This is a genomic window from Holosporales bacterium, assembly GCA_031263535.1.
GTDB lineage: Bacteria > Pseudomonadota > Alphaproteobacteria > UBA3830 > JAIRWN01 > JAIRWN01.
On record JAISFO010000024.1, the window covers coordinates 44,937 to 68,368 of the forward strand.

General features: G+C 45.5%; 23 protein-coding genes. 9 read left to right on the plus strand and 14 right to left on the minus strand.

Features of this window, described 5'->3' with window-relative positions; translation table 11 throughout:
• Positions 1-24: 24 nt before the first annotated feature.
• The 4 genes from LBL30_02805 to LBL30_02820 are packed head-to-tail and all read left to right on the plus strand — an operon-like array spanning position 25 to position 3,976.
• Positions 25-789, plus strand: coding sequence for a class I SAM-dependent methyltransferase (locus LBL30_02805; GenBank protein MDR1032026.1), 765 nt, complete (start codon positions 25-27; stop codon positions 787-789).
• A 51-nt stretch (positions 790-840) separates the two neighbouring features.
• The gene (locus tag LBL30_02810; protein MDR1032027.1) at positions 841-2,121 is read left to right on the plus strand and encodes a nucleotide sugar dehydrogenase; all 1,281 of its coding nucleotides are present in this window, start codon (positions 841-843) and stop codon (positions 2,119-2,121) included.
• Positions 2,122-2,126: 5 nt separating this feature from the next.
• On the plus strand, positions 2,127-3,131 hold the full coding sequence (locus LBL30_02815; GenBank protein ID MDR1032028.1) for an NAD-dependent epimerase/dehydratase family protein: 1,005 nt from the start codon (positions 2,127-2,129) through the stop codon (positions 3,129-3,131).
• A 2-nt stretch (positions 3,132-3,133) separates the two neighbouring features.
• Positions 3,134-3,976, plus strand: coding sequence for a class I SAM-dependent methyltransferase (locus LBL30_02820; GenBank protein MDR1032029.1), 843 nt, complete (start codon positions 3,134-3,136; stop codon positions 3,974-3,976).
• A gap of 7 nt (positions 3,977-3,983) precedes the next feature.
• Here LBL30_02820 and prfA read toward each other — a convergent pair whose 3' ends face one another.
• The 8 genes from prfA to LBL30_02860 form a co-directional block, all read right to left on the minus strand.
• Complete coding sequence (gene prfA / locus LBL30_02825) at positions 3,984-5,054, minus strand: peptide chain release factor 1 (protein ID MDR1032030.1); 1,071 nt, start codon at positions 5,052-5,054, stop codon at positions 3,984-3,986.
• On the minus strand, positions 5,054-6,319 hold the full coding sequence (gene hisS, locus LBL30_02830) for a histidine--tRNA ligase (protein ID MDR1032031.1): 1,266 nt from the start codon (positions 6,317-6,319) through the stop codon (positions 5,054-5,056). Before hisS ends, prfA begins: the two co-directional genes overlap by 1 nt.
• A complete protein-coding gene (lpxK, locus tag LBL30_02835) occupies positions 6,320-7,279 on the minus strand; it encodes a tetraacyldisaccharide 4'-kinase (GenBank protein ID MDR1032032.1) in 960 nt (319 codons plus the stop codon).
• Positions 7,280-7,354: 75 nt separating this feature from the next.
• Positions 7,355-8,644 carry a PQQ-binding-like beta-propeller repeat protein gene (locus LBL30_02840; protein MDR1032033.1) on the minus strand — a complete coding sequence of 430 codons (1,290 nt, stop codon included), beginning with the start codon at positions 8,642-8,644 and terminating at the stop codon, positions 7,355-7,357.
• 10 nt (positions 8,645-8,654) lie between these two features.
• Complete coding sequence (gene yidC, locus LBL30_02845) at positions 8,655-10,322, minus strand: membrane protein insertase YidC (protein MDR1032034.1); 1,668 nt, start codon at positions 10,320-10,322, stop codon at positions 8,655-8,657.
• Between the two features lie 9 nt (positions 10,323-10,331).
• Positions 10,332-12,020 (minus strand): energy-dependent translational throttle protein EttA, encoded by a 1,689-nt coding sequence (ettA, locus tag LBL30_02850; GenBank protein MDR1032035.1) that lies wholly within the window; start codon positions 12,018-12,020, stop codon positions 10,332-10,334.
• 76 nt (positions 12,021-12,096) lie between these two features.
• A complete protein-coding gene (locus LBL30_02855) occupies positions 12,097-12,594 on the minus strand; it encodes a glycine zipper 2TM domain-containing protein (GenBank protein ID MDR1032036.1) in 498 nt (165 codons plus the stop codon).
• 217 nt (positions 12,595-12,811) lie between these two features.
• On the minus strand, positions 12,812-13,198 hold the full coding sequence (locus tag LBL30_02860; protein ID MDR1032037.1) for a VOC family protein: 387 nt from the start codon (positions 13,196-13,198) through the stop codon (positions 12,812-12,814).
• A gap of 416 nt (positions 13,199-13,614) precedes the next feature.
• Between LBL30_02860 and LBL30_02865 the strand changes: the two genes are divergently transcribed.
• Positions 13,615-14,478: a hypothetical protein gene (locus tag LBL30_02865; protein MDR1032038.1), complete on the plus strand. Its 864-nt coding sequence runs from the start codon at positions 13,615-13,617 to the stop codon at positions 14,476-14,478.
• 212 nt (positions 14,479-14,690) lie between these two features.
• Here LBL30_02865 and LBL30_02870 read toward each other — a convergent pair whose 3' ends face one another.
• Positions 14,691-14,879 carry a hypothetical protein gene (locus LBL30_02870; protein ID MDR1032039.1) on the minus strand — a complete coding sequence of 63 codons (189 nt, stop codon included), beginning with the start codon at positions 14,877-14,879 and terminating at the stop codon, positions 14,691-14,693.
• A 157-nt stretch (positions 14,880-15,036) separates the two neighbouring features.
• Positions 15,037-16,263, minus strand: coding sequence for a hypothetical protein (locus tag LBL30_02875; protein ID MDR1032040.1), 1,227 nt, complete (start codon positions 16,261-16,263; stop codon positions 15,037-15,039).
• A gap of 171 nt (positions 16,264-16,434) precedes the next feature.
• Here LBL30_02875 and LBL30_02880 point away from each other — a divergent pair, with 171 nt between their 5' ends.
• Positions 16,435-18,447: an ATP-dependent DNA helicase RecG gene (locus LBL30_02880; GenBank protein ID MDR1032041.1), complete on the plus strand. Its 2,013-nt coding sequence runs from the start codon at positions 16,435-16,437 to the stop codon at positions 18,445-18,447.
• On the opposite strand, the gene lnt is transcribed toward LBL30_02880, so the two are convergent.
• Positions 18,440-19,870: an apolipoprotein N-acyltransferase gene (gene lnt, locus LBL30_02885; GenBank protein ID MDR1032042.1), complete on the minus strand. Its 1,431-nt coding sequence runs from the start codon at positions 19,868-19,870 to the stop codon at positions 18,440-18,442. The two genes, LBL30_02880 and lnt, sit on opposite strands and share 8 nt — an antisense overlap.
• Positions 19,870-20,403: an LOG family protein gene (locus tag LBL30_02890; GenBank protein MDR1032043.1), complete on the minus strand. Its 534-nt coding sequence runs from the start codon at positions 20,401-20,403 to the stop codon at positions 19,870-19,872. The genes lnt and LBL30_02890 overlap by 1 nt, the downstream gene beginning before the upstream one ends.
• A gap of 113 nt (positions 20,404-20,516) precedes the next feature.
• On the opposite strand from LBL30_02890, the gene greA reads away from it, so the two are divergent.
• Positions 20,517-21,011: a transcription elongation factor GreA gene (greA, locus tag LBL30_02895; GenBank protein MDR1032044.1), complete on the plus strand. Its 495-nt coding sequence runs from the start codon at positions 20,517-20,519 to the stop codon at positions 21,009-21,011.
• A 10-nt stretch (positions 21,012-21,021) separates the two neighbouring features.
• On the opposite strand, the gene LBL30_02900 is transcribed toward greA, so the two are convergent.
• Both LBL30_02900 and tsaB read right to left on the minus strand, forming a co-directional pair.
• Positions 21,022-21,285, minus strand: coding sequence for a DUF167 domain-containing protein (locus tag LBL30_02900; protein MDR1032045.1), 264 nt, complete (start codon positions 21,283-21,285; stop codon positions 21,022-21,024).
• Positions 21,279-21,905: a tRNA (adenosine(37)-N6)-threonylcarbamoyltransferase complex dimerization subunit type 1 TsaB gene (gene tsaB, locus LBL30_02905; protein MDR1032046.1), complete on the minus strand. Its 627-nt coding sequence runs from the start codon at positions 21,903-21,905 to the stop codon at positions 21,279-21,281. Before tsaB ends, LBL30_02900 begins: the two co-directional genes overlap by 7 nt.
• Before the next feature lie 97 nt (positions 21,906-22,002).
• On the opposite strand from tsaB, the gene gatC reads away from it, so the two are divergent.
• Together gatC and LBL30_02915 are read left to right on the plus strand one after the other, a co-directional pair.
• Positions 22,003-22,290, plus strand: a complete 288-nt coding sequence (gatC, locus tag LBL30_02910) for an Asp-tRNA(Asn)/Glu-tRNA(Gln) amidotransferase subunit GatC (protein MDR1032047.1) — start codon at positions 22,003-22,005, stop codon at positions 22,288-22,290.
• Between the two features lie 2 nt (positions 22,291-22,292).
• Positions 22,293-23,432: aspartyl/glutamyl-tRNA amidotransferase subunit A (locus tag LBL30_02915; GenBank protein MDR1032048.1), on the plus strand; the 1,140-nt coding region annotated here is incomplete at its 3' end.

Consider the following 23,432-nt stretch of genomic DNA (forward strand, 5'->3'; position numbering starts at 1 on the left):
CAAACCACTTGGCATGATATCGATTTGAGGCAGTTAGCCGATGATATTGATCATAGCATCAAAAGCTGGCCGGATAGCAAACTTTTTGATGCTTTTTATAAAAAGCTATTTGAAAACGGTCGATTTGATCTGCGAGAGTCTTTTGTAACGGACAAGTATGTCTTAGCGGGTAAGTTTGCTGAGCTGCTGAAAATATATTCGAATCGCAGTGCATCAATTTTAAGTATTGGCGTTGGAACAGGAGTGGTTGAGGCGTCTTTGATTAAAGATGGTTGGAAAGTTGATCTGCAAGAAGTTCAGGAAACCTCTATAAAATATTTCAAGCACAACTACCCGGATCTTCTGAAGCAAACTAAAATCTACTCGTCGCTGGATCTGAACGACATCCCCACAGAATCTTATGATGTTGTCATTTGTTCGATCGTTACGTATGCCTGTGAATTAGAGATTGTCAGGAAAATTTTATCTGCAGTTGGAAGGATACTTAAACGGGGAGGGGCGTTCATATGGTGTGATGTGCCGTTAACTTGGCAAGAGATTTATCAGTACGCTAAGTTTTGGCTGTACAACCATCTATACAATGTTCCATACGAGCGCAACGGCATATTCTGGGGAGAAAAGCGGTCAATCAGCGTGTGGCATAAATTGGCGAAAGAGGCGGGGTTTAGTCTGCTGGATCAGGTATACCTGCATGCACAGACGAGGGATTTTATCAGGCCGCCACATTATTTCGGTACGGCTTTTAGCAAAGACATAGCCGAACAAATAGCAGTCTACAAGAAATTGTGATTACCTAAGAAAAGCGCTAATGTAAGAGACTTAATTGACCTGGAGATAGGTTTGAGGAAAGTTTCTGTCGTTGGTTTGGGGTATGTAGGGCTGCCTGTAGCCGTTGCTTTTGGCAAAAAGCACAGCGTTGTAGGGTTTGATATTAATGCCTTGAGAATCGATCAGCTGAACAAAGGAATTGATGTTACCGGCGAGGTTGAGGCTGACGATTTAAAAAAAACGCGCATAGAGTTAACTTCGGATCCAAAAAGTCTTAAAAAAGCCGATTTCCATATAGTATGTGTGCCAACCCCAGTTGATTCATTCAATAAGCCGGATTTTGGGCCACTGATTTCGGCGTCAAAAACAGTTGGGGGGCAGCTGAAGAAGGGGGATATCGTAGTATACGAATCAACAGTGTATCCGGGTGCGACTGAAGAAGAATGTGTTCCAGTGCTGGAGCAGTGTTCCGGACTTCAGTTCGGTCAGGATTTTGCCGTAGGCTACAGCCCGGAACGGATAAATCCAGGCGACAGACAACATAAGTTTACAACAATTCGCAAGGTGGTATCTGGATCTGACGCTGGCACTACCAGCATAATCAAAGAGGTTTATTCGTCTGTAGTAGAAGCGGGCGTATTTTGTGCCAAAAGCATAAAAGTAGCCGAGGCAGCTAAGGTAATCGAAAATACTCAACGTGACATCAATATTGCGCTTATGAACGAGCTTTCGCTTATATTCAGTCGTCTGGGAATTGACACTCAAGACGTCCTGGACGCAGCCGAAACTAAATGGAATTTTTTGCCATTCAAACCCGGTTTAGTTGGTGGCCATTGTATTGGAGTTGATCCTTATTATCTTACCCATAAGGCTAAAGCAGTTGGATATAATCCCGAAGTTATCCTAAGCGGAAGACGTATAAACGACAGCATGGGTGAATACATCGCGCAAAGCATGCTGAAAACTTTAGTCAAAAACAAGATGCTGAGGAACGATCTGAAGATCGCTGTTCTTGGGATGACGTTCAAAGAAAACGTCCCAGACCTTAGAAACAGTAAGGTATACGATATAGTCAAGTCTCTGCAAGAGCTGGGGCTGGACGTGGTCGTAACCGACCCGTATGCTGATAAAACAGAAATGATGGATATATATGGTCTTACTAACGCCGATATAAACACAATAAGTGACGTTGATGTGGTTATTTTTGCGGTGGCTCACCAAAGTTTTACCGATCAAGGCTGGAAACTTATTAACCGCCTTGTAAAACCGTCTCAGCGCTGTCTGGTTATGGATATAAAGTCCGTACTTGACAGAGATCAAAGGCCTGAGAATGTTCTTCTTTGGAGGCTTTAGCCAAAATGCAGCTTATCGTTACGGGAGCAGCTGGTTTTATTGGTTTTTTCATTGCTAAACGGCTTTTGGGGGCCGGCCATTCAGTCGTCGGCATAGACAATTTCAACAACTACTATGACGTATCGTTGAAAGAAGCCCGCAGTCGGCAGTTAAGCGACCATAATCAATTTATTGAGCTGAGGATTGATCTTAAAGATAAAGATGAGGTTCTGGCAGCCTTTTCAAAGTATCAGCCGGAAATTGTGATTAATTTAGCGGCCCAAGCCGGAGTCAGGTACGGCTTTAAGGATCCGTATACATACATAGACTCTAACATTTATGGGTTTTTAAATATTTTGGAGGGGTGCCGTCATTATCCGGTAAAGCATCTGGTTTATGCATCAACCAGCTCAGTTTATGGCGCCAACGTCAAAATGCCGTTTTCTGAGCACGACCCGGCTGATCATCCACTGAGTATATACTCGGCGAGTAAACGTGCGAACGAGCTTATGGCTCACTCTTACTCTCACCTTTTTGATATACCATGTACAGGGCTGAGGTTTTTCAACGTCTACGGCCCTTGGGGAAGGCCAGACCTTGCTTTGTTTTCTTTTACTAAAAACATGCTGGAAGACAAACCAATCGAGGTATTTAATCACGGCAATATGGTGCGGGATTTCACTTATATAGACGACATAGTTACCGGTGTGTTGAAAGTTGCTTTTGAACGTTTTCCAGCCAAGAATCCGCAAATCTCTGTTGACCCGGCGACCAGCCATGTTGCATCATATCGCCTGTATAATATAGGCAATAACAAGCCAGAAAACCTCATGCGCTATATAGAATGCATAGAATCAGAGCTTGGTACCAAGGCGAAGAAAATAATGCTGCCAATTCAACCTGGTGAAGTACAAAAAACCTGGGCAGATGTAACGGACCTGTCTGCGGATACCGACTATGCGCCGAATACATCAATAGAATATGGAATTAAAGAATTCATTAAATGGTACAGACAGTATTATGAGGTGTGACTATGTCTAAAAACCTAAAAGAACTGGATTCTCATTTTGCCTTTGGTGAAAATTGGCAAAAGTACGCAAACTTAATTGACGAAGATAGAATACAAACAGCCGAAAACTCGATCTCGAGCCTTTTAGAAAATTTGCCGGGGGGGGCGAATAAACTTGCTGGAAAAACTTTTTTAGATATTGGCTGTGGTTCTGGATTATTCTCTTTGGCCGCAGCACGCTTAGGTGCGAAAAGTATAACTGCGATAGATATCGATCCAATCTCTGTTGAGACAACAAAAGCAGTTTTTAAACGCTTTTTGCCGAATGTTAACTTGGATGTCAGGCAGCTTAGTGTTTTCGACTTAAAACCGGATGTTTTAGGCAAATTTGATGTGGTTTATTCTTGGGGAGTATTGCATCACACTGGCGATCTGTACTCCGCAATACGTAAAGCGGCAGAGATGATGAATGATAACGGCGCTTTAGTCTTGGCTTTATATCGAAGTACAAAATGCGACAAAGCTTGGAAGATCATAAAACGCACTTATTCATCTATGCCGAGTATCTTGCAAAAAATGGCTCAATTTATATATGTAATCGGATTTTCTATAGACCTCACCATTAATGGCACCAATCCAATTTCTTATGTCAAAAATTACAAAAAACAATCACGCGGCATGAGTTTTGCGTACGACGCGCATGATTGGCTTGGTGGATATCCTTATGAAACGATTTCTTTACAAGAAATGAAAAGGTTGGCCGATGAGCTTAATTTAGTTATCCAGCACAAACGCCATATCGATGATCAGGTTCCCATAGGCTTCTTTGGCTCTGGATGCGGTGAGTTTGCACTAACTAGACGCTGAAAAATTATCACTGCGCCGTTGCAAGGAGCCTCTCTTGCTCGTTGATTATAAGAGAGTCAACCAGCTCATCGAATGCTTTACCGCCAAGCATGATTTCCTCGATTTTATAAAGCGTTATGTTGGCGCGATGGTCGGTAACCCGTCCTTGAGGGAAATTATAGGTGCGGATTCGTTCAGACCGATCTGCATTACCAATTTGGCTTCGCCTTTCCGAAGCGCGGGTAGAATCTATATTCTGCCTTTCCAGGTCATAGACTCTTGATCTAAGTATTTTCATCGCCTTCGCACGGTTCATATGCTGTGATCGCTCATCTTGTTGCACCACGACTATGCCGGTGGGGATATGAGTTATCCTGACCGCGCTCTCTGTCGTATTCACGTGCTGGCCGCCAGCGCCAGACGCCCGCATAACGTCTATCTTAAGGTCTTTGTCGTCAATGCTGACGTCAACTTCTTCCGCCTCAGGCAGTACGGCAACCGTAGCGGTTGATGTGTGAATGCGACCGCTGGACTCAGTCGTTGGTACGCGCTGAACTCGATGTACGCCTGATTCAAATTTAAGACGAGCAAAAACTCCTTTCCCAGATATATTAATGACGGCCTCACGCAGGCTTCCCAAATCGTTTTCGCTGACGGAAATTGGCTCAAACTTCCAATTACGATAATCGGCATATTTTTGGTACATCAGATACAGGTTGCCAGCAAACAGACCTGCTTCATCACCACCAGTGCCGGCACGGACCTCAACGATTGCGTTCTTCTCGTCAAGTTCATTTTTCGGCAGTAACAGAATTTTTACTTCATGCTCTTTCTGCGCAACTTTCTGCTGCATTTCACAGATTTCATCGTCAATCAAAGCACGCATCTCAGCGTCATCGTCACCAGCCATAGACTTAAGACTGCTTAGCTCTTGCCTGTAAGAGCGCAGGTGACTAATGGCCTCGACCTTTTCCTCCATAGCGGCAAATTCGCGAGATAGTTTTATAAAATCCTCACCACCAAAAGAGTTGGACGCCATTTTGGTTTTTAAATCCTCAAAATGGTCTACGATAGCCTGCAGTTTTTCGTCCGTGAGCATCAGGCTTTAAGCAGATCTGTGATTTTTTGTGGAGAGATACTTTGCTGAGCCCCTGTAGCAAGGTTTTTGACGGTGACTGTATTGTTTGCAATCTCTTCACTACCCAGCAAGGCAACGTAAGCTGCCCCCAATTTATCAGCTTTACCCAACATCTTGCCAACAGCGTTTCCGCGCATAACCTCAGCGCAAACGCCAAATTTCCTCCACATATCTGCCAGCTTGAATGCGGGTTCAGCTGCTTCATCGCCTATGGGTATGATGGCTACAGCAAGTTGTGCTTCCGGTTTAATATTTGTAAGCATCGATAAACGTTCCAATCCAGCGGCCCAACCAAATGCCGGCATCTGCGGCCCTCCCATCATTGTGACCATGCCGTCATATCTTCCTCCGGCCAGAACGGTTCCCTGAGCGCCTAAATCAGTAGTAGTAAACTCAAATACCGTATGGACATAATAATCCAGCCCCCGCACTAATCGGTCATTGATGACATAGGAAATGCCAAGCGATTTTAAGCCTAACAAAACATTTTCAAAAAACGCACTAGCGCTTTCGGTCAGATAATCCCTCATCTTAGGAGCATCGGGGAACAAAGCCTTATCCTGTTCCTCTTTAGAATCAAGAATCCTTAATGGATTGATTTCAAGTCTTTTCTGGCTTACTGCCGACAATTGATCAGCATGCTTTTGAAAGAAAGCAACTAAAGCCTGGCGATATGCAGCTCTGCTTTCGCTGTCGCCCAGGGTGTTTATTTCCAACTGAACGTGGCCGGCAACGCCAATCGATTGCAAACTGGCATAGGCGGCCGATATGCACTCTACATCCGACCAATAGTCTGCGTATCCGATCGATTCTATACCGATTTGATGCAGTTGGCGAAAACGACCTTTCTGCGGCCTTTCATACCTGAACATAGGGCCAGAATACATCGCCTTAAATGGCAGGTTGTCAAACAGTTTGTGCTCTATGAACGCTCGGACGATTGAGGCCGTGCCTTCAGGTCGCAGAGCCAAAGTATCTCCGCCTCTATCCTCAAATACGTACATCTCTTTACCGACAACGTCGCTGGTCTCACCCAAAGGTTTTGTAAATACTTCGACTTTTTCAAGCATTGGGGTACTGACAGACCGAAAGCCATACCGCGAGCATGTTTTGTATATTTTGTCGACCATAAGGCGAAACAAGGCGTCTTCTTCGAAAAGATGGTCGTTCATCCCGCGAATAGAGGCCAATGGCTGGCTGCGGCAATTGTCCTGAGGGTTTGGCATCTAAAGGCTCTTAAGTCTGCTTTTTATAAAGTCAATCAACGATTTTTGGTCGTCCCATACTACATCCAAATTTGCCGTGGATAAATATTCATGAAAGCGGCCTGGTATTTTGACCAGGTCTTTTCTGGTTGTAATGAGCTGCGCTTTTAGGTCTGCAGACCTTTTTACCAAAACCTCCAGATCTTTTTCTTTGTAGCAATAGTGGTCAGGAAATGCGCGCGTCTCAATTAAATCAACGCCAAGTGTTTTTATTGCACTAAAAAACTTCTCTGGAAATCCAAGGCCGCAAAAAGCCAACGCCCGACCTGTTACTAAGGCTGTTGTGACAGCTTTGGCGGTAAATACAGGGATTTTTGACGGAATTGCTGTTCTAACACTTTGTTTATCTTCACCTAAAATAATCACGGCATCTATGCGCTTAAGAACCTGCTTCATTGGCTCTCGTAAAGGCCCGGCTGGCAGCAATTTTTCGTTGCCAAGACCTTGGGCACCATCAATTATCAGCAAATTTACATGCGCTTTTATGCTGGTTGACTGCAAGCTATCATCGAATATTAAAGCGCTGGCCCCAAGCTGTTTGGCCCTTCGCGCAGCTACCAGTTTATTTTGGTCAACAAAAACATCGCACCCTATTTCTGTCAGCATTAAAGGCTCGTCTCCAACGTCTTTGCAATTATCAGTTTTTTTTACGTGAACGCCTGAAAGCCTGCCTTTATACCCGCGGCTTATAATGAATGGGTAGTAACCAATAGATTCAATAATCTTATAAAGAGATAAGGCGACGGGAGTTTTTCCGGCCCCTCCAGCGGTAATCCCCCCAACCGTTATGCTTGGCAAATCTGGGATTTCAGGGCGCGAAAACCATTCATCACATTTACGCACCAGCAGGTATACAGCCGATAAGGGATAAAGCGCCTTAGATAAAAAAGATTTTTTATACCAAAACTCTGGAGTTTTCACATTCGAACTCCACCGCCCTGACCGTAGTAATTTGCTTAAAAATCAAGGTTATATCGCTTCAATAAAGAGGATTGACTACTCAAAGACCCGCAGCGATACTTCGTTGGTCAGTATATACAGCTTGCCGTTTGCAACTACTGGCGGAACCGATATTCCTGCCCCGCAAAACATGGATGACATCACTTGACCATCGATTGGGGAAATAAACAAAATAACCCCATGCGATCCTGCCAGAATCAACTTGCCGCCAGCTAACAGAGGCCCGTACCAGAAAACAGGCGTCTTTTTTACTGCCTTAGGCAACGACGCTATCCACCTTGGTGCTCCAGTCGTTTTCGAAAGACATACCAAGTCGTTCTCGTTGGTTATTATGAAAAGGCTGTTAAGCGACAGCACCGGCGTTTGGGTAGCCCCACTGATGCTTTGTTCCCAAAGCTGCCTGCCGTTTGCAAGGTTAAGCGAAACAACTTTTCCACTGTTACTTGCAATATAAACTTGATTGCCGTCAATTACGGGCAGCGCCTTTATGTGAGCCAGCGAAGTTATCATCTTATCCGGGGAAAAGTGTGAGACAATCTGGCTCCACACCTGTCCGCCGTTTCCACAGTAAAGCGCAAAAACCTCGCCCGACGCGTAAGGTACAATCACCATATCCCGTGCAGCAGCACATCCGCCGCCACCCATCAAAGCAATGCTTTCCGAAATTCCTGAATGCGACCATACATAGTCGCCCGATGCGGCGGACAGCGCCTCAACCTTACTGTCCATAGACAGTACATACACAAATCCACCGTATACCAGCAACGCTCCACGCGCTGGGGAGTTAAGCTGCTTGCGCCAAATTATTTTACCGGTTTCGGCTTCTATAGCAAAAGCTTCGGCCAGGCTCGTTGCCGCATAAATCACCTGACCATCGAACGCAATGCTTCCCAAGACGTCATCGGGCGTTGTCCTCGCGGGCAGCAAACTTACCGACCATTTGATCCTTCCATTTCTTACGCAGTGTACCTTGGCGCTGTTATCTAAAATAAAAACGTCTTGACCAACAACAATGGGCTCTGCATTAAGTTTACGATTTTGAGAAACCGACCCAGACAGCTTGTATGACCACTTAAGCTTAATAGGGAACGAACATTCAAGATTGCCGACGTTATGCGTTGCGTCTTTACGCGCATGAGTCCAACAGCTGTTTGCCTCAGGAATTGCGACAGATACCCCCTCGGCCGAGGCGACTGGGTCAGGCTTCAGGTCTTCGCTTAAAGTACAAAAGATCTCTCTTTTACCCTTAAGGTGGACTTTTTTGTTACAAGCCGTTGTTGCAACCAGAATGATCAGTGAAAACAGCGCGATTGATATATGCTTCATACTTTTAGTTCTAAGATTTAGATGTTTTGGACAGCTTTCCAATTGCCCACTGCTGAACAATAGACAAAATATTACTCAATGTCCAGTAAAGAATCACTCCGGCAGGAAACTGCGCCATCATGAATGTAAAGACTATCGGCATTATCAAAAACATCTTCGCCTGAGTCGGATCGGCCGGAGCAGGCCCCATTTTCTGCTGTATCAGCATGGTCAGCCCCATCAGAATTGGAAGCACTCCTACGCACAAAAAATCCGGTAGTGTAATCGGAATCAGACCGAACAGCGTAAGCACCGAAGTTGGGTCCGCCTCTGACAGATCGCCAATCCACAAAAATCGACAGTGTCGTATGTCAATAGATATGGAAAACACCTTATACAAAGCAAAAAGTATGGGAAATTGAATCAGCTGAGGCAAACATCCGCCCAAAGGATTAACCTTCTCTTTTTTGTATAGGTTCATCGTCTCTTGGGACAGCCTGGCGCGGTCATTCGCATAAAACTGTTGAATCGATTTAAGCTTAGGCCCAATCTCTCGCATTTTGTTCATGGACCGGTATGATTTATTGGCCAATGGAAAGAACGCAAGCTTGAACAACAGCGTCATGATTATGATAATCAAGCCCATATTGGCTATGTTATCGCTGAGCCAATCCAGTAAAAGGAACAATGGGCGTGTGATAAAGTAAAACCACCCAAAATCAATCGCCAAATCAAAGTGTTTTATGCCAAGCTTCTGCTCGTACCCATCAAGCACATCCAGATCCTTTGCCCCAAGGAATATATGCGAAGTCGATGACACAACCCCTCCAGGGGCCAGGTCAGAAATATCGGTCAAAGTATCAACTTGATAGGTTGGCTTGCCGTATCCAGAAATCTCACGAAACTTGATGGTAGAGGTTGACGTAGGAATAATTGCAGACAGCCAGTATTTATCGGTAATCCCGGCCCATCCTCCATCAAAACCATGATGACTTAAAGCCTCTTTGGCCATCTTATCGTAAGACACTTCATGCAGCTTGCCACCAAAGTACCCGACCCCGCCTTCGTGAATCATGGCAAATCGGCCGGCGCCTTCCGGAAGGCCTACGCGCCTGATAAGAACATATGCGCTTATTTTAAGACTTTGAGAGCCGTTGTTAAGCACATCCTGCTTAACGGTTATCAGGTTCTTGCCATCTATCTCAATAGTGCGCTTGAAGACCAATCCCTGTCCGTTATCCCACGTTAAAATAAGCGGCGACGATGGGGACAGCTTTTTGCTGTTCGTCGACCACACCGTATTTTCATCTGGCAGTTTTATGTGCTTGTCTATACTGGCCCAGCCAGCCTCGGCATAGTAGGACTCTTGCCCGCTTTCTTTAAACAAAACAACCGGCCCGCTGTCCTTGTTTATGCTTTCCTTATATTTCCTAAGCTTAATATCAGCGATTTTTATACCCCTAAGTGATATTTGGCCGGACAGTTCAGACGATTCAAAATCAATTATCTCCGCCGGCAGATTTTGTGCTGCAACCGGTATATTTGCCGAGGATACGGCGGCGTCCTGATGATGAGCAACTGGCTGACTGTCCGCTTGCTTAGTTGCAGGGGTCGGCTGTTCTGGCGTAAAGTACTGCCACCCTACAAGCACCCCGCACATCAAGACCACGGCCAGTATAAAGTTTTTGCTTTCGTTCATTGGTTGTTTCTATACATTTCTTGACAGAGGTTTATACTTTACCCGCTTAGGGCTATCCGCGTCTATACCATAGCGCTTATGATAGTCTGCCGCATATTCGCCGTAATTACCTTCAAACCACTCGACGCGGCTGTTGCCCTCAAAAGCCAAGATATGTGTGGCGATGCGGTCAAGAAACCACCGATCATGGCTGATAACCACGGCGCAGCCGGCAAAGTCAATTAAAGCATCCTCAAGCGCGCGCAAAGTTTCAACGTCCAAATCATTCGTTGGCTCATCCAGCAAAATCAGGTTTGCACCTTGCTTAAGCAACTTGGCCAGATGTACTCGGTTACGCTCACCGCCAGAAAGCTGGTTGATTTTCTTTTGCTGATCAGTACCTTTAAACCCAAAACTGGCGACATAAGCACGACTTGGAGTCCTGCGTTTGCCCAGCTCAAGCTCATCAAGCCCGCCGGATATCTCCTCCCAAATAGTTTTGCCGCTATCAAGGCTGTCTCGGCTTTGGTTAACATAAGCAATCTTTACTGTTTCCCCTACTTTTAAGGTTCCTGTATCAGACGCCTCTTCGCCTACGATTATCCTGAACAATGTGCTTTTCCCGGCTCCATTTGGGCCAATAACCCCAACAATACCCCCTGCCGGCAGGTTGAAACTAAGATCATCAAACAGCAGCTTATCAGCATAGGCTTTCGACAACTTTTCGGCCTTCAGCACACTGTCGCCCAGACGCGGTCCCGGCGGAATATATATTGCGGCCTGCTTGTTTTTGGCATTTCTTTCATCTTGCACCAGAAGCTCGTCATATGCGCGGATTCTGGCCTTACTTTTACTTTGCCGCGCTTTGGGCGATTGTTTAATCCATTCAAGCTCTCGCTCTATGGTCTTTTTGCGCGAATCATCTTGCTTGCCTTCAAGCTCAAGGCGCTTTTGCTTATCCTCAAGCCAAGCGGAATAGTTCCCCTCAAACGGATATGCCTGGCCGCGGTCTAGCTCTAATATCCACTTCACAACATTATCAAGGAAATACCGGTCATGCGTGACCAGAACGACCGTGCCTTTGTATTCCTGCAGATGGCGCTCAAGCCAGGCGATCGACTCTGCGTCTAAATGGTTGGTTGGCTCGTCTAATAAAAGCAAATCTGGCTTCTGCAGCAAAAGCCGACACAGTGCCACTCGGCGACGTTCTCCCCCAGACAAGCTTTCGACGGATTGGTCGCCAGGCGGACACCTTAAAGCGTCCATAGCAATCTCAACTTGGCGATTTAAATCCCAAAGGTCCTGCGCATCAATTATATTTTGAAGCTCTGCCTGGCGGTCAAGTAGCCGCTGCATAGCCACATCATCCATAGGTTCGGCAAATTTCGCCGATAAGGCTTCGTATTCGTCGACAACGCTTTTCTTTTCAGCAAATCCTTGAATGATATTCCCCCGAACCGAAAGGCTGTTATCAAGCGCAGGCTCCTGCGGCAGATAGCCAACGGTCGCGTCTTTGGCAAGCCAGGCCTCGCCCTGATAATCTTTGTCCAAATCGGCCATAATCTTCATAAGCGTGGACTTGCCAGCCCCATTTCCGCCTATTATGCCTATATTGGCCCCTGGCAAAAAGGACAGCCAAGTCTCTTTAAGGACCTGCTTCCCTCCAGGGAACGCCTTACTAAGCCCCTTCATCACATAGATGTATTGGTAGGATGACATTTTATAATTACACTGAGCCTAAGCAAACGCGGCCGCTTTAGGCCTCGCCTGCCAAAGGCTTTAAATAAGTCAAGACTTATTGTATTCCCGATGTATCGGCGGTTATGCGAGACCTGCCGTTAGAGCTTACATGAACAAACACTGTTTGTCCTACGCTAAACGCTGGGCTTACCCCTTGAACCAAAGTTATCGTCTGACCATTATCGAGTTTAACTATGTATTCCAGGCCCTTCTGTTGCTTCAGCTTCTTTTCAGCATATGCCCCGCCGATTCCGCCAAGAGCGGCTCCTGCGGCTGTAGATAGTACACGGCCTTTACCTTGACCTATCATATTACCAAGAACGCCGCCGCCGATGGCGCCAAGTCCTGCGCCTACTATATTGCCGCCAAGCGAATCGCTGCCTTCTATGGTAACCTGGCGAATGCTAAGGATTCTGCCTCGGTAAGTCTGTGAGACTTCCCCCGCCTGACTTGCGGTATACGAATCTGGCGAAAGGTCTTTTGCGCACCCAGATACCATCACGCCAACCAATCCTATCATGATAAAACGTTTAGTCATCAAACCTAATTCCATACTCAAAACTCCATAATAAACTCATCGACTTTAATTTAGCATGTTTTCACGTACGATCAAGCGCCGGAAGTAAGTAGTTTAGCTTGAGGGAGTATGCTTATATCTCTGGAAGGTAGATATACGCTAAAGCGGAAGAGGCTTTAAAACAAAACTAAGCTACGGCACCACTTTTGGCCGAACAAAATATACATTTTTTTGAATTGCCTATTAATAGAAACTACGCCTTCATAGGAGAGCAAATCTCTATTAGCGTGCCATCAGGACATCTAACATAAGCTACGGTTTGTCCCCATGGCATTTCGGACGGCTCCTTCAAAGATTTAGCGCCGCAAGAGACGGCTTTGTCATAAGACTCTTTTACAGATTCTGCCTCTAATGCGATCTCTATGCCTAATGGCTTATCAGACTTATCTGCGGCAACATATCCAAGAGGTAAATTTTCACTGCCTTTCTTATGCGCGGCAAATGCCAAAGTAGTACTTCCTGTATCCAATTCAGCATAATCTTCGCCCATAAAACGTCTTTTCAGCCCAAAGGCCTTTTCAAAGAAATCAATCGAGCTGCAAATATTGGATACATATATAATCACATAAGCCAGCTTCATAATCGTCTTAAAAAATTCCCTAAAATATCTCAAGCTTAGTTTATCACGTTCTCACGCACGATCAAAAGCGGTAAACGAGCAGTTGTTTAGGTGAGTATTTTATTTTGAAAAGGAAAATGGTACAATTTTGCTAGAATTGTTTAGCTTTTTGATTAGGCTTTTAACATTTTAGACACAAGTTTGTGGATAATTAAAAAAGTCTAAGGGTGTTGGTGTTGTGTATTTTTGATTTCGCATTGAGGTATTCATGATGGTAACTGGTGGTGCAAATAGAAAAGACATGGGGGGGGGGGCTTAACCCCTTCTTTGGCATAAGTACTGAGGGGCAGTCTTGCTCTGAGTTAGTTGCTAAATGATGTAGCAAAAATGCAACAAATAAACTTAATGCTGTAGGATTTGTCTCTTTTGTTTTACTGGTGACATTTTTATCCGGCTGTTCAAGTCCGAACAAAGATTCCTTTCGTCCGCATTTATACCTAGGCGTGACCAGCAATTACTCAGACTCAAATGCTACTCTGGAGCCAAAGTACTTCGTGCCTGGTTCTGCTCCAGGGGGCGCTGTAATAGCTGGCGGTTTTCTGGTAGGGCGTAGTGGGGCTGTCGCTGTCCCCGATGCAGCAGGAGGTATTCCTGGTCATAATCTCAACCAAAATGATATTATGCTTGGTGGTATGGGTGGAAATTTAGCCACAAAAGTCTCAGGAATCGGTACTGGCGCAATAGTTGGCTTAGAGATGAAAATTTTTAAGCTACGTGTGTCTTTAGAGGCTGACTGCTCCAATATAAATCGCGGAAATAAACAAAGAGATGATTTGTTTGAGAGGTTTTCTTTTGGGTTGTCGTATAGACTTGACCTGAAGCTTGGCAGTTATTTTATTCCATATCTGCTCGCTGGAGTAGAGTTTAATACCCTCAAAGGACGCGGTGAAAATCCGCACTTTAGGGATAGCGGAGATTATATTACTGACCCAAACGGCATAGTGCAGATGGCAGTCTTCTCTAATGTTGATAGACTTTTTTACAATACGGATAACGGCAAGGTGATTCAAAATCCTCGATTAGGCTGTGGATTTGAGATAAGTTTTTTTGAGCGTTTTAAATTTAGATTTGATGCGTTTTGGACTTTGAGGAAGGAGTTTGCCAGTAAATTTAGAACAAATACTGTGACGCCAGGCGATCTTGTGGCGATGGGTGTTGATCCATTTTATGGCGCCGAAGACACTATGACATGGTATCATAAGAAATTCTCCACTCGCTTCGGCATCATTATGGATTTGTAGATTATTTATAATCCAAGTAGTGCTTTGTATCTTGCCAGTTTTAGCTTGCTGACGCAAGACTCGGAAGCTTGAATGGCCTCCTTGATTGCCAGTCCTGCGAGCTAAACTTTGTCTAAGTCAAAGTTATCGTTAGACTTAAATTCGCAACCTTTTTGTTATTAGGTATATCTAGAATCTTTCAGATTTATAAAGTAGAATGATTACTGTTTTACTTATGGCGCAAACGGAAAAGACAAGAAGCAAGGAGGAGGATGTGTATCCCCATAGCCAGCCTCATTTTTAGTTGCAATAAAATTATCTGTGATCTGGATCGTCTGTTCTATAAATTCTAATCCTAAAGCTCTAAATTTTTCATAATTCCAATTCTTTTTTCTCAGGATTTCATTTGAAAATTCATTCATTACTTTCTCCTTTTTGAACGCTCAATGGCCAGAGTTTTGCAATAAATAATTAATTTTTAGTTAAGGTAGTGTGTTTTTTAGAGGATAATCTTCCCTAGACTTCCTTCGCGTTATGAAGCTTACATAAAAAAACAAACAAAGCCGCGAGTATTATACCTTACTTCATCAGCTCTGTGCTGAGAGCATTGCTAAACCATTTAAGGCTGTTGAAAGACTCACATCTTGGGCATATGGGCGCCCAATCTTCAGATTGCATCGAGCACTTACGGCAAGTCCAGTGCACCTTGTCGAAGGCTCCGTCAAATAAATCTATATCGCGGTCGTCAATTGACTTAAGAAGGTCATAGACTTCTTGCGTATGTAAGATTTGCCAAGCTTTACTTAGATACTCCTTGGCGGTAACCAGTAGTTGCGCGTCTAGGTACGCTAGGCCCGCTATATAATAACTGTCCCAGCGATCTGGCATAAGCTCGACCGCTTTTCTGGCAATATTAAGCCTTTCCTTATCATCAGCCTGCAAAAGTTCGTGCAAATCCAAAATGCATCTGTAGTGCCCGCTTTTCTCCCAGCATTTCCACAAATATTTTTCTGCCTTCTTGCCCTGATCTTTGTCCGCCAAGCACTTGGCATACTCCAGTGCCGCAGGGACCAAGCCGCTGTCCAGCTTGCAAGCTTGTTCAAGCCTAACCTCTTTATCTTCCCCAGATTGGCTTTGCGCCAGCAGGTAACAAATCACCGCCTCGTCCTCTTGACCGCTGAGGCTGATTGGTATGTTTGCCTGATAGTTTAAGGCTAGCTCGTAATCCTTTTCTTTAACTGCCAGGGCTATGACTTGCTCTAGAAAGAAAAAGTCTTTGTGGTTTTTTTCTAAGTAGTTTTGAGCAACTTTAAAGGCTGCCGCGCTTTGAGAACTTTCCGCGCGAAGCTTATATTGAGAATAGGCGCCTAAAAACCTGTATTTGTCATTATTGCTTAAGTTAAAAAACAGCAAATTGGCATTTTCACTGTCCCCAGTGGCAGCTCTGTAATTACCTTCAAGCCAAGTCAGTAAAGGGTGTCCGGCCTTTACAAGCTTGCGCGAGCGCGTGATCTGCTTATCGGCCTCTTTATAGTCCTTTCTTGTAAGTGCAATCAGTATGCCGGTGACGACGTCAAGTATTCTTTCTGTTTTATTGGCGCTGTAAAAGTTTCGGACAAAGCCGAACATGCGGCGTATAAAGCCCTTAGTCAACCAGTACACAACAACCAACAGCGAGACAGAAGCCGTCGCAATGGCGACCGAAACCTCGACATGGTATCCCAGCCAATCAACCGCAACTTTGCCCGGAACCAAGGCAGTATAGGCGACGATAATTGCTAAGATCAGGTACTTGATGTACTTCATTGGACCATTACTAAACCTAACTTCATATATATCAACATCTTTTGACTGTTACCAGATGATTAATATTTGAAAAGAGGACATGTCAGATGGTCGGCAAGACCCGCGCTGATTGCTTTTATACAGCTTGTAAGATAGCCTTCAATACGTGTTTACAGCAGCGTGCAGCCCGGATTGAGCAACCTTAAACAAATAAAAACGCTTCTTAACAGTCCAATTAGCACCTTCGAAGCAAGGGCGGCAAATTTGCTTAAAAAGCTGGGCATAGAGACGGCCTTAGATCTGCTTTTCCATTTACCTTCTGGAATACTGTATCGCCATAAGGCGGAGCGTGTGTCTGAACTGAAGGTAGGTGACTGCAATACGATCTGTCTGCATATCGATGAGTACGCTCAGCCGCGCTGGGGAAGAAGGGGAGCTCAGCCGTTCAGGATATGTTGCTCTGATAAGGACGGGAACCTTCTTACGCTGGTTTTCTTCAATGTCCGTATGCAGTACATAGAAAGCCAGTTTCCTTTAAATCAAATGCGGGCCATAAGCGGCCGTGTAGAGAAATATAAAGGTAAAGTACAGATTGTACATCCTGATAAGTCTGCCCCCGCCCATCTGTTGGATAAGCTATGCGGAGTTGATGTTTTGTATCCTCTAACCGCAGGACTTAGCAACGGCACCATACAACGCTGTATTGCGCAACTGCTTAGGCAGCTTGGCTGCATATGGGATTTAGAAGACTGGTTCGATAGAAAAATTTTGAAAGAATATGGGCTGAGCGGCTGGTACGAAAGTCTTTTGGCAGCTCATACGCCTAAGTCCGAGCAAGACCTTGATATATCTGTATCTAAAGTTCGGTTGCGTTTAGCGCTGGATGAATTGGTTACCAGGGACAAAAAAGTTGAGCAAAATCGCCTTCAGCGTCAAAGCGCATCTGGGGCCGTGATACCGCCTTCAGTGATATTGCGCCGAGATTTTTTCCAAGCTAGGCCGGATCTTGTATTAACACAAGGACAGACGGAGGCGCTTAGGGACATAGACCAGGACCTGTCCGCCCCCTGTTCGGCTTTACGCCTGGTCCAAGGGGATGTGGGGTGCGGAAAAACTCTTGTGGCCTTTTTGGCCATGCTAAGCGCCGTTGAAGCCGGACATCAATGCGCTTTGCTTGCGCCAACTGAGGTTCTTGCTAAGCAACACTTTGAGACAATCGTCAACCTGTGTGGGTTTGGAGGGCTTACGATAGCGCTTCTGACCGCATCCAACAACAGTGGGGCGGTTTACGCTAAGATTAAAGACGGCATTACTAATATTGTGGTGGGCACCCATGCTATGCTGGAGGAAAAGGTTATTTTTAAGAAGCTGGGCCTAGTCGTCATTGATGAACAGCACAGGTTTGGCGTTGACCAACGGGAAAGCTTACAAAAGAAAAATGAGCAAGCCAATGTCATATACTTGTCCGCTACGCCCATTCCGCGTACTTTGCTTATGGTATACGACGGAAGCGTAGATATAAGCGAGATTCACGATAAGCCCAAAGATCGCCTAAACATCAAAACTTCTGTCCTGCCTTTAGACAAATTGCCGCCTTTGATTGACCGTATCCGTGAGCTGTTGGCTTCAGGCGATCAGGTTTACTGGGTGTGCCCGTTGGTTGAAGAATCTGAAAAGCTTGACCTGGCTGCCGCCAAAAGCAGGTTTGAATACCTGCAAACTCAACTGCCTGGCTTTAATGTGGGACTTATTCACGGAAAGCAAAAAGGCAAAGATCAAACGATGCTCAGCTTTAAGAACGGCAGCATTTGTCTTTTAGTCTCAACAACCGTGATAGAGGTTGGCATAGATGTGCCGAGCGCATCACTGATGGTGATTGAACATGCTGAGAGGTTTGGCTTGGCGCAACTGCATCAACTACGCGGTAGAGTTGGTCGCGGCAATAAGCAGTCGCATTGCGTCCTGCTTTATCAGCCGCCGCTGAGCGATATTGCCCATCGGCGTCTTAAAGTTATCCAAGAAAATAACGATGGTTTTATAGTCGCAGAAGAAGACCTTCATATTCGCCATGGCGGTGACATTTTAGGCATCAAGCAAAGCGGAATTCCAGAATTTAAAACATGCAGCCTGAAGGAGGCTTGCTCTTTGGCAAAGCTGGTAAGGTCAATTTCCCATCAAGTGAAAGACAACCCAATCCTTAGTTAATGGTGGTTGATGATGTTTTCTCATTTAATGATTTTGGCATTAGGAAAATTCTGGTTGCCGATTGGCCCAGGCTGACTTTTTCTACCTCGCGGCCGTATGAATCGAAAACCGCAGATATACCGGCATTGGATACCCTAATCAATGGCAGTCCAAGCTCAACGCAGCGTATTCTTGCAATTGCCAGATGCTGATAAGGCTCACTTGATTTGCCAAACCAGCCGTCGTTCGCAATGTTGAGTATGGCCGACGCGCCGCCTGCTTTATCTGTTTTAATCGGAAATACAATCTCAGAGCAGACCTTAGGGATAAAAACAACGCCTCTGGCCCGTAAAGTGGACCTGCGTCTGTTACCAGGAGAATAATCCTGCGTGCCGTCAGTTATCTTCTTAATCGGTATTATCTTTCTAAATGGAATATACTCGCCGAATGGCAACAGTATTTGTTTGTCATAGCAAGACTCTATACAGCCGTCAGGGGCGATGGTGAACATGCTGTTGTAAAGCTTACAGCTGCCATCATATTCCGGCGAGTATCTTACCCCTCCTGTTACGATTAGCCTCTTATTACCATTTAAGGCGGCAACGTACCTTCCAACAGCCCCGTCTGGGCAGAACGGGAACGGTACTGCTGATTCAGGCCATATAACAATGTCGATATCATCTGGAAGCGCCATTGTCGCATCAACATAAAGCTTTAAGTTGGCGTACAGTTGGTCATTGCGCCACTTAAGCTCTTGAGGAATGTTGCTTTGTACAATGGCTATTTTTACGTCAGTGAATTCAGTGTTGCCAGCCGTATAAAGCCTTATAACGCCAAGCAGAAAATTAAAGCTCACAATTAAGGCAGCTAGGCCGGCCAGCAGTACTCTGCGCTTAGGTGTGCAAATGGCCTCGCCCAAAACAGCCGATGAAACGATAAACAGCGCGCTTAATCCATAAATTCCAAACAGCGATGCGGACTGTATGGTATAGACAGAAAAGCTCCACACATAGCCCATAAGGTTCCAAGGAAACCCTAATATCGGCAGGTTTACAACAGCTACTTCGCCCAGGCACCAAAATGCGGTAAAGGCTAGGAAGTAAAAATGTTTACTTCGGCCAAAAGCTGAAGACAAACATATAAAGCAACTTTGAAATGCCGCCAGAAACGCTGGGACAAAGGTTATTGCGAACGGGATTAGCCAGATAAACTCGCCGTCGTTTATCGTCATCGGCACGACAATCCAATACATCGTCCCTAAATACAAAGCGAATAACCAGCAAAAAGTTATACAAAATACGGATTTGGGATTGCTTGCAGTTTTTACACGGCTGTAAAGCCATGCCAGCGATGCCATTGTGCATACAAATGCGTTACAGGGAGCAAAGCCTAAGGCTGCTATAAGACCAAATACAATCGACCGTACATAAACATTACCGAGCATCAAAACATGCCTTCGTTTATGTCATCCAAGCCGCTTATTCGTTTGTAAAGTCCTCTGTCGGATTGCTTTATAAAGCCATAGGAGGCCATTTTTTCAAATACGTCGTCTAAAAATGCCCAATAGCCAGTGGAATCCACAAGGATTATATCGCCAGCATACTCGCCAGATTGTTTGCGCAAAACGCAATAAGCCAGCTCATCAAGAGTTCCCAAACCCCCAGGCAGTATAAAAACCTTTTCAGATTTGCTTAATATAAAATCCTTCCTTTCCGACACACTTGCCACTTCATGACAAGTTATGCCGGTTGATTTGACCAGATCAAGCTCATGCTTCTGGACTACTGCGGTGATACTGTTGTGGTCATGCGAAATTACCCTTTCCAGCAGCGCTTCGGACAACCCCTTAGTTCCGCCGCCATAAAAAATCTTACAGCCTAAGGATGCAAGCTTTGCCCCTAGACTGAAGGCTTCTTGCCTAAGCGGCTGAGCGTCAATACTGCTTGCTCCGCAAAAAACCCCGACAAATCTTGTCAAATAATATCCCCATGCGCGTTTAGCCTAGGGTGATTTTAGCTCTTGCAATAAAAAAAATCGACCGTACAATCCCGTTCTTGAGATTGTACCCAAAAATACATAAGCTCATAGTTATGGATGCATCCAAAATTCATATGACCCCTAAAGGGTTTAAATCGTTGCAAGATGAACTTAAACAGCTTAAGGCTGTGGACCGTCCGGCCATTATTAAGGAGATTTCGGCCGCCAGAGAGCTTGGCGATTTGTCTGAGAATGCCGAGTACCACTACGCGCGTGAGAAACAAGGCTTTATAGAAAGACGCATAGCCGAAATTGAAGATAAGCTGTCGCGTGCAGAGGTGATAGATTCGTCGAACCTGCCTGGCGATGATGTGAAATTTGGCGCAACTGTAAGCCTCAGCGACCTGAACAATGCCGGCAGCAAGGCGCAATACACGATTGTTGGCACAGACGAAGCCAACGCGTCCAAAGGGTATATATCGATTACTTCCCCAATTGCTAGGATGCTGATTTCCAAAAAGATAGGGGATGTTATTGAGGTTCAAACACCTGGCGGCGAAAAGAGCTTTGAGGTAATATCCATAGAATACACTCAGGGCGACGACTAGCCCTAAATCTTCAAATTTTGCTGTTAAGGGCAGTTTCTACAGATTCGATATCATCAGCCTCCACTAACAGCGTTTTATGCCTGGATTTCAGCCCTGAGATTACCTGTATTTTTGATTTTGGCACTTTCAGAAAGTCGCTGACAATTTTAATCAGCGCTTCATTGGCCTTATTGTTTTCAGGTGCAGCCGTCACCTTAACCTGAAGCACTTGGTCCTTAAAGCCGATAACGGCATTAGTTGATGCTTTTGGGGTTAATTTTACGCTTATTAGCATTTTACCTTAACCGCAGCTTCCTTGAGGTACAAAGGTGACAGTGGGCGCTCGTCCGTTATATTAACTGCATTATGCAAGACTTCGGCAGTAATCTTTTGCTCAACAATGCTGACAGGACCTGTCTCACAAAAACCGTCGGCTTTATTGGTTATAACTAGTTTAATATTTTTGGCTTTGGCGATATCAACGATTTGCTCGGCTGTGCCAACCTGAGGCGACAGAGATTTTTGAGCGTCTTGAAAGTAGTAATCGTTCCTTTTTGTGTCTAGAGCAATAATCGCATTATCCGGCTCGCTTGTATGTTTATAAGATGCATAAACCGCCTCAAAGGACGTTATGCCGCAAAGCCGTATGCTGGGGCAGGCTGCGGCAATGCCATACGCTGTGCTTATACCCGCACGAATGCCTGTGAAAGACCCTGGCCCAATCGTCGTTATGCAGGTGGCAACGTCTTTCATCGTTACGCCCGCGTCCTTAAGGGCATTGGCAATCATAAAGGCCAAAATCGATGCGGCGTCAAAGTGATTCTCATGCTCTTGTAAGGCCAGCACACGCCTATTCTCGTCGGACACGGCAACAGAAATTCTGTCCAGACAGCAATCAAAAGATAATATAAACATAACCGCCACGATTACAGCTTACGCAGGGATTAATATCTGGAAATCTTAAGGAAATAAATATAATGTTGCGGAGTATCAGCAGTACCAGAAAGCCAAAATGAAAATCTCCGACCAGGACGCTTTAAAGATCTCCGAGCTGGCTAAGATCAAAATACTACCCAACGAGATCCCAAAAGTGGCATCCGAATTGGAGCATATCCTTGAGTTTGTTGAGCAACTTAACGAAATAGACTGCGGTGGGATTGAGCCTTTGTCCACTGTAACGGTTGACCAGGCTTATGAGCGCGAAGACACCGTTAATGATAACAGTTGCGCGGCCGATATTGTGGATAATGCGCCAGAGCAATCTTCCAGCATGTTTTCCGTGCCTAAAATAGTGGAATAAGCATGGATAATCTTACAGAGCTTACATTATCCGAAGCACGTGATCTTCTAAAGGCCAAAAAGATTTCGGCCACTGAGCTAACCGCCGCTTTTTTAAAGCGGATCGAAGCGAAATCCCGCTGGAATGCCTTTATAACGGTGACTGGCGATCTGGCTTTGGCCCAAGCAAAGCAGTCCGATGCAAGGTTGGCCCGAGGAGAAGCCAGAGCGCTGGAAGGCCTGCCGATTGCACATAAGGACCTTTTTTGTACAAAAGGCGTTCGAACTACGGCAGGCTCACGTATGCTTGAGAATTTCATCCCCCCCTATGAATCTGGCGTCACGCAGCGACTGAAAGACAGCGGCACCGTTATGTTGGGTAAAACCAATATGGATGAGTTTGCTATGGGCTCGGCCAACATAAACAGTTACTTCGGCAATGTTATAAACCCCTGGAAGGCCAAAGATAACCTCGCGCAAGACTTGGTCCCTGGCGGATCTTCTGGCGGATCTGCGGCTGCGGTTGCAGGACGCCTATGCCTGGGGGCGACTGGGTCGGACACTGGCGGCTCGGTAAGGCAGCCCGCCGCATATACTGGCATCATAGGCATAAAGCCCACCTACGGAAGGTGTTCTCGTTGGGGTATGGCGGCGTTTGCCTCATCATTGGATCAAGCTGGAGTGCTTGCTAGGTCTGTCAAAGACAGTGCCATAATGCTTCAAGCTATGTCAGGGTATGACCAAAGAGATTCCACTTCGGTCAATCTGGATGTTCCTGATTTTGAAAAGTCCGTTGGCCAGTCGATCAAAGGCCTTAAAATCGGCATACCTCGTGATGACTGGATAAATCAGTGTGACGACAGCATTAAAGCGATGATCAGCAATGCTGCCGCCTGGCTTAAGTCGGCTGGGGCCGAAGTATTTGACATACACATGCCATATATCAAGCATTCACTAAAGGCGTATTACATTATTGCCCCGGCCGAAGCATCAACGAACCTGTCAAGGTATGATGGAGTGCGTTTTGGCTTTCGCGCGCCGGCCGAAAGTATCGATGAAATGTACCAAAACACTCGTCGAGAAGGTTTTGGCGCCGAGGTGCGGCGCAGGATCTTGATAGGCACTTATGTCCTGTCTGCCGGCCATATAGAGGCATATTACCAA

Bases quoted from the DNA above. Each gene is read 5' to 3' on its own strand.
- LBL30_02815 (MDR1032028.1), top strand. From the start codon at position 2,127: ATGCAGCTTATCGTTACGGGAGCAGCTGGTTTTATTGGTTTTTTCATT.
- LBL30_02820 (MDR1032029.1), top strand. From the start codon at position 3,134: ATGTCTAAAAACCTAAAAGAACTGGATTCTCATTTTGCCTTTGGTGAA.
- prfA (MDR1032030.1), bottom strand. From the start codon at position 5,054: ATGCTCACGGACGAAAAACTGCAGGCTATCGTAGACCATTTTGAGGAT.
- hisS (MDR1032031.1), bottom strand. From the start codon at position 6,319: ATGCCAAACCCTCAGGACAATTGCCGCAGCCAGCCATTGGCCTCTATT.
- LBL30_02840 (MDR1032033.1), bottom strand. From the start codon at position 8,644: ATGAAGCATATATCAATCGCGCTGTTTTCACTGATCATTCTGGTTGCA.
- yidC (MDR1032034.1), bottom strand. From the start codon at position 10,322: ATGAACGAAAGCAAAAACTTTATACTGGCCGTGGTCTTGATGTGCGGG.
- ettA (MDR1032035.1), bottom strand. From the start codon at position 12,020: ATGTCATCCTACCAATACATCTATGTGATGAAGGGGCTTAGTAAGGCG.
- LBL30_02855 (MDR1032036.1), bottom strand. From the start codon at position 12,594: ATGGAATTAGGTTTGATGACTAAACGTTTTATCATGATAGGATTGGTT.
- LBL30_02860 (MDR1032037.1), bottom strand. From the start codon at position 13,198: ATGAAGCTGGCTTATGTGATTATATATGTATCCAATATTTGCAGCTCG.
- LBL30_02870 (MDR1032039.1), bottom strand. From the start codon at position 14,879: ATGAATGAATTTTCAAATGAAATCCTGAGAAAAAAGAATTGGAATTAT.
- LBL30_02875 (MDR1032040.1), bottom strand. From the start codon at position 16,263: ATGAAGTACATCAAGTACCTGATCTTAGCAATTATCGTCGCCTATACT.
- lnt (MDR1032042.1), bottom strand. From the start codon at position 19,870: ATGCTCGGTAATGTTTATGTACGGTCGATTGTATTTGGTCTTATAGCA.
- greA (MDR1032044.1), top strand. From the start codon at position 20,517: ATGGATGCATCCAAAATTCATATGACCCCTAAAGGGTTTAAATCGTTG.
- LBL30_02900 (MDR1032045.1), bottom strand. From the start codon at position 21,285: ATGCTAATAAGCGTAAAATTAACCCCAAAAGCATCAACTAATGCCGTT.
- tsaB (MDR1032046.1), bottom strand. From the start codon at position 21,905: ATGTTTATATTATCTTTTGATTGCTGTCTGGACAGAATTTCTGTTGCC.
- gatC (MDR1032047.1), top strand. From the start codon at position 22,003: ATGAAAATCTCCGACCAGGACGCTTTAAAGATCTCCGAGCTGGCTAAG.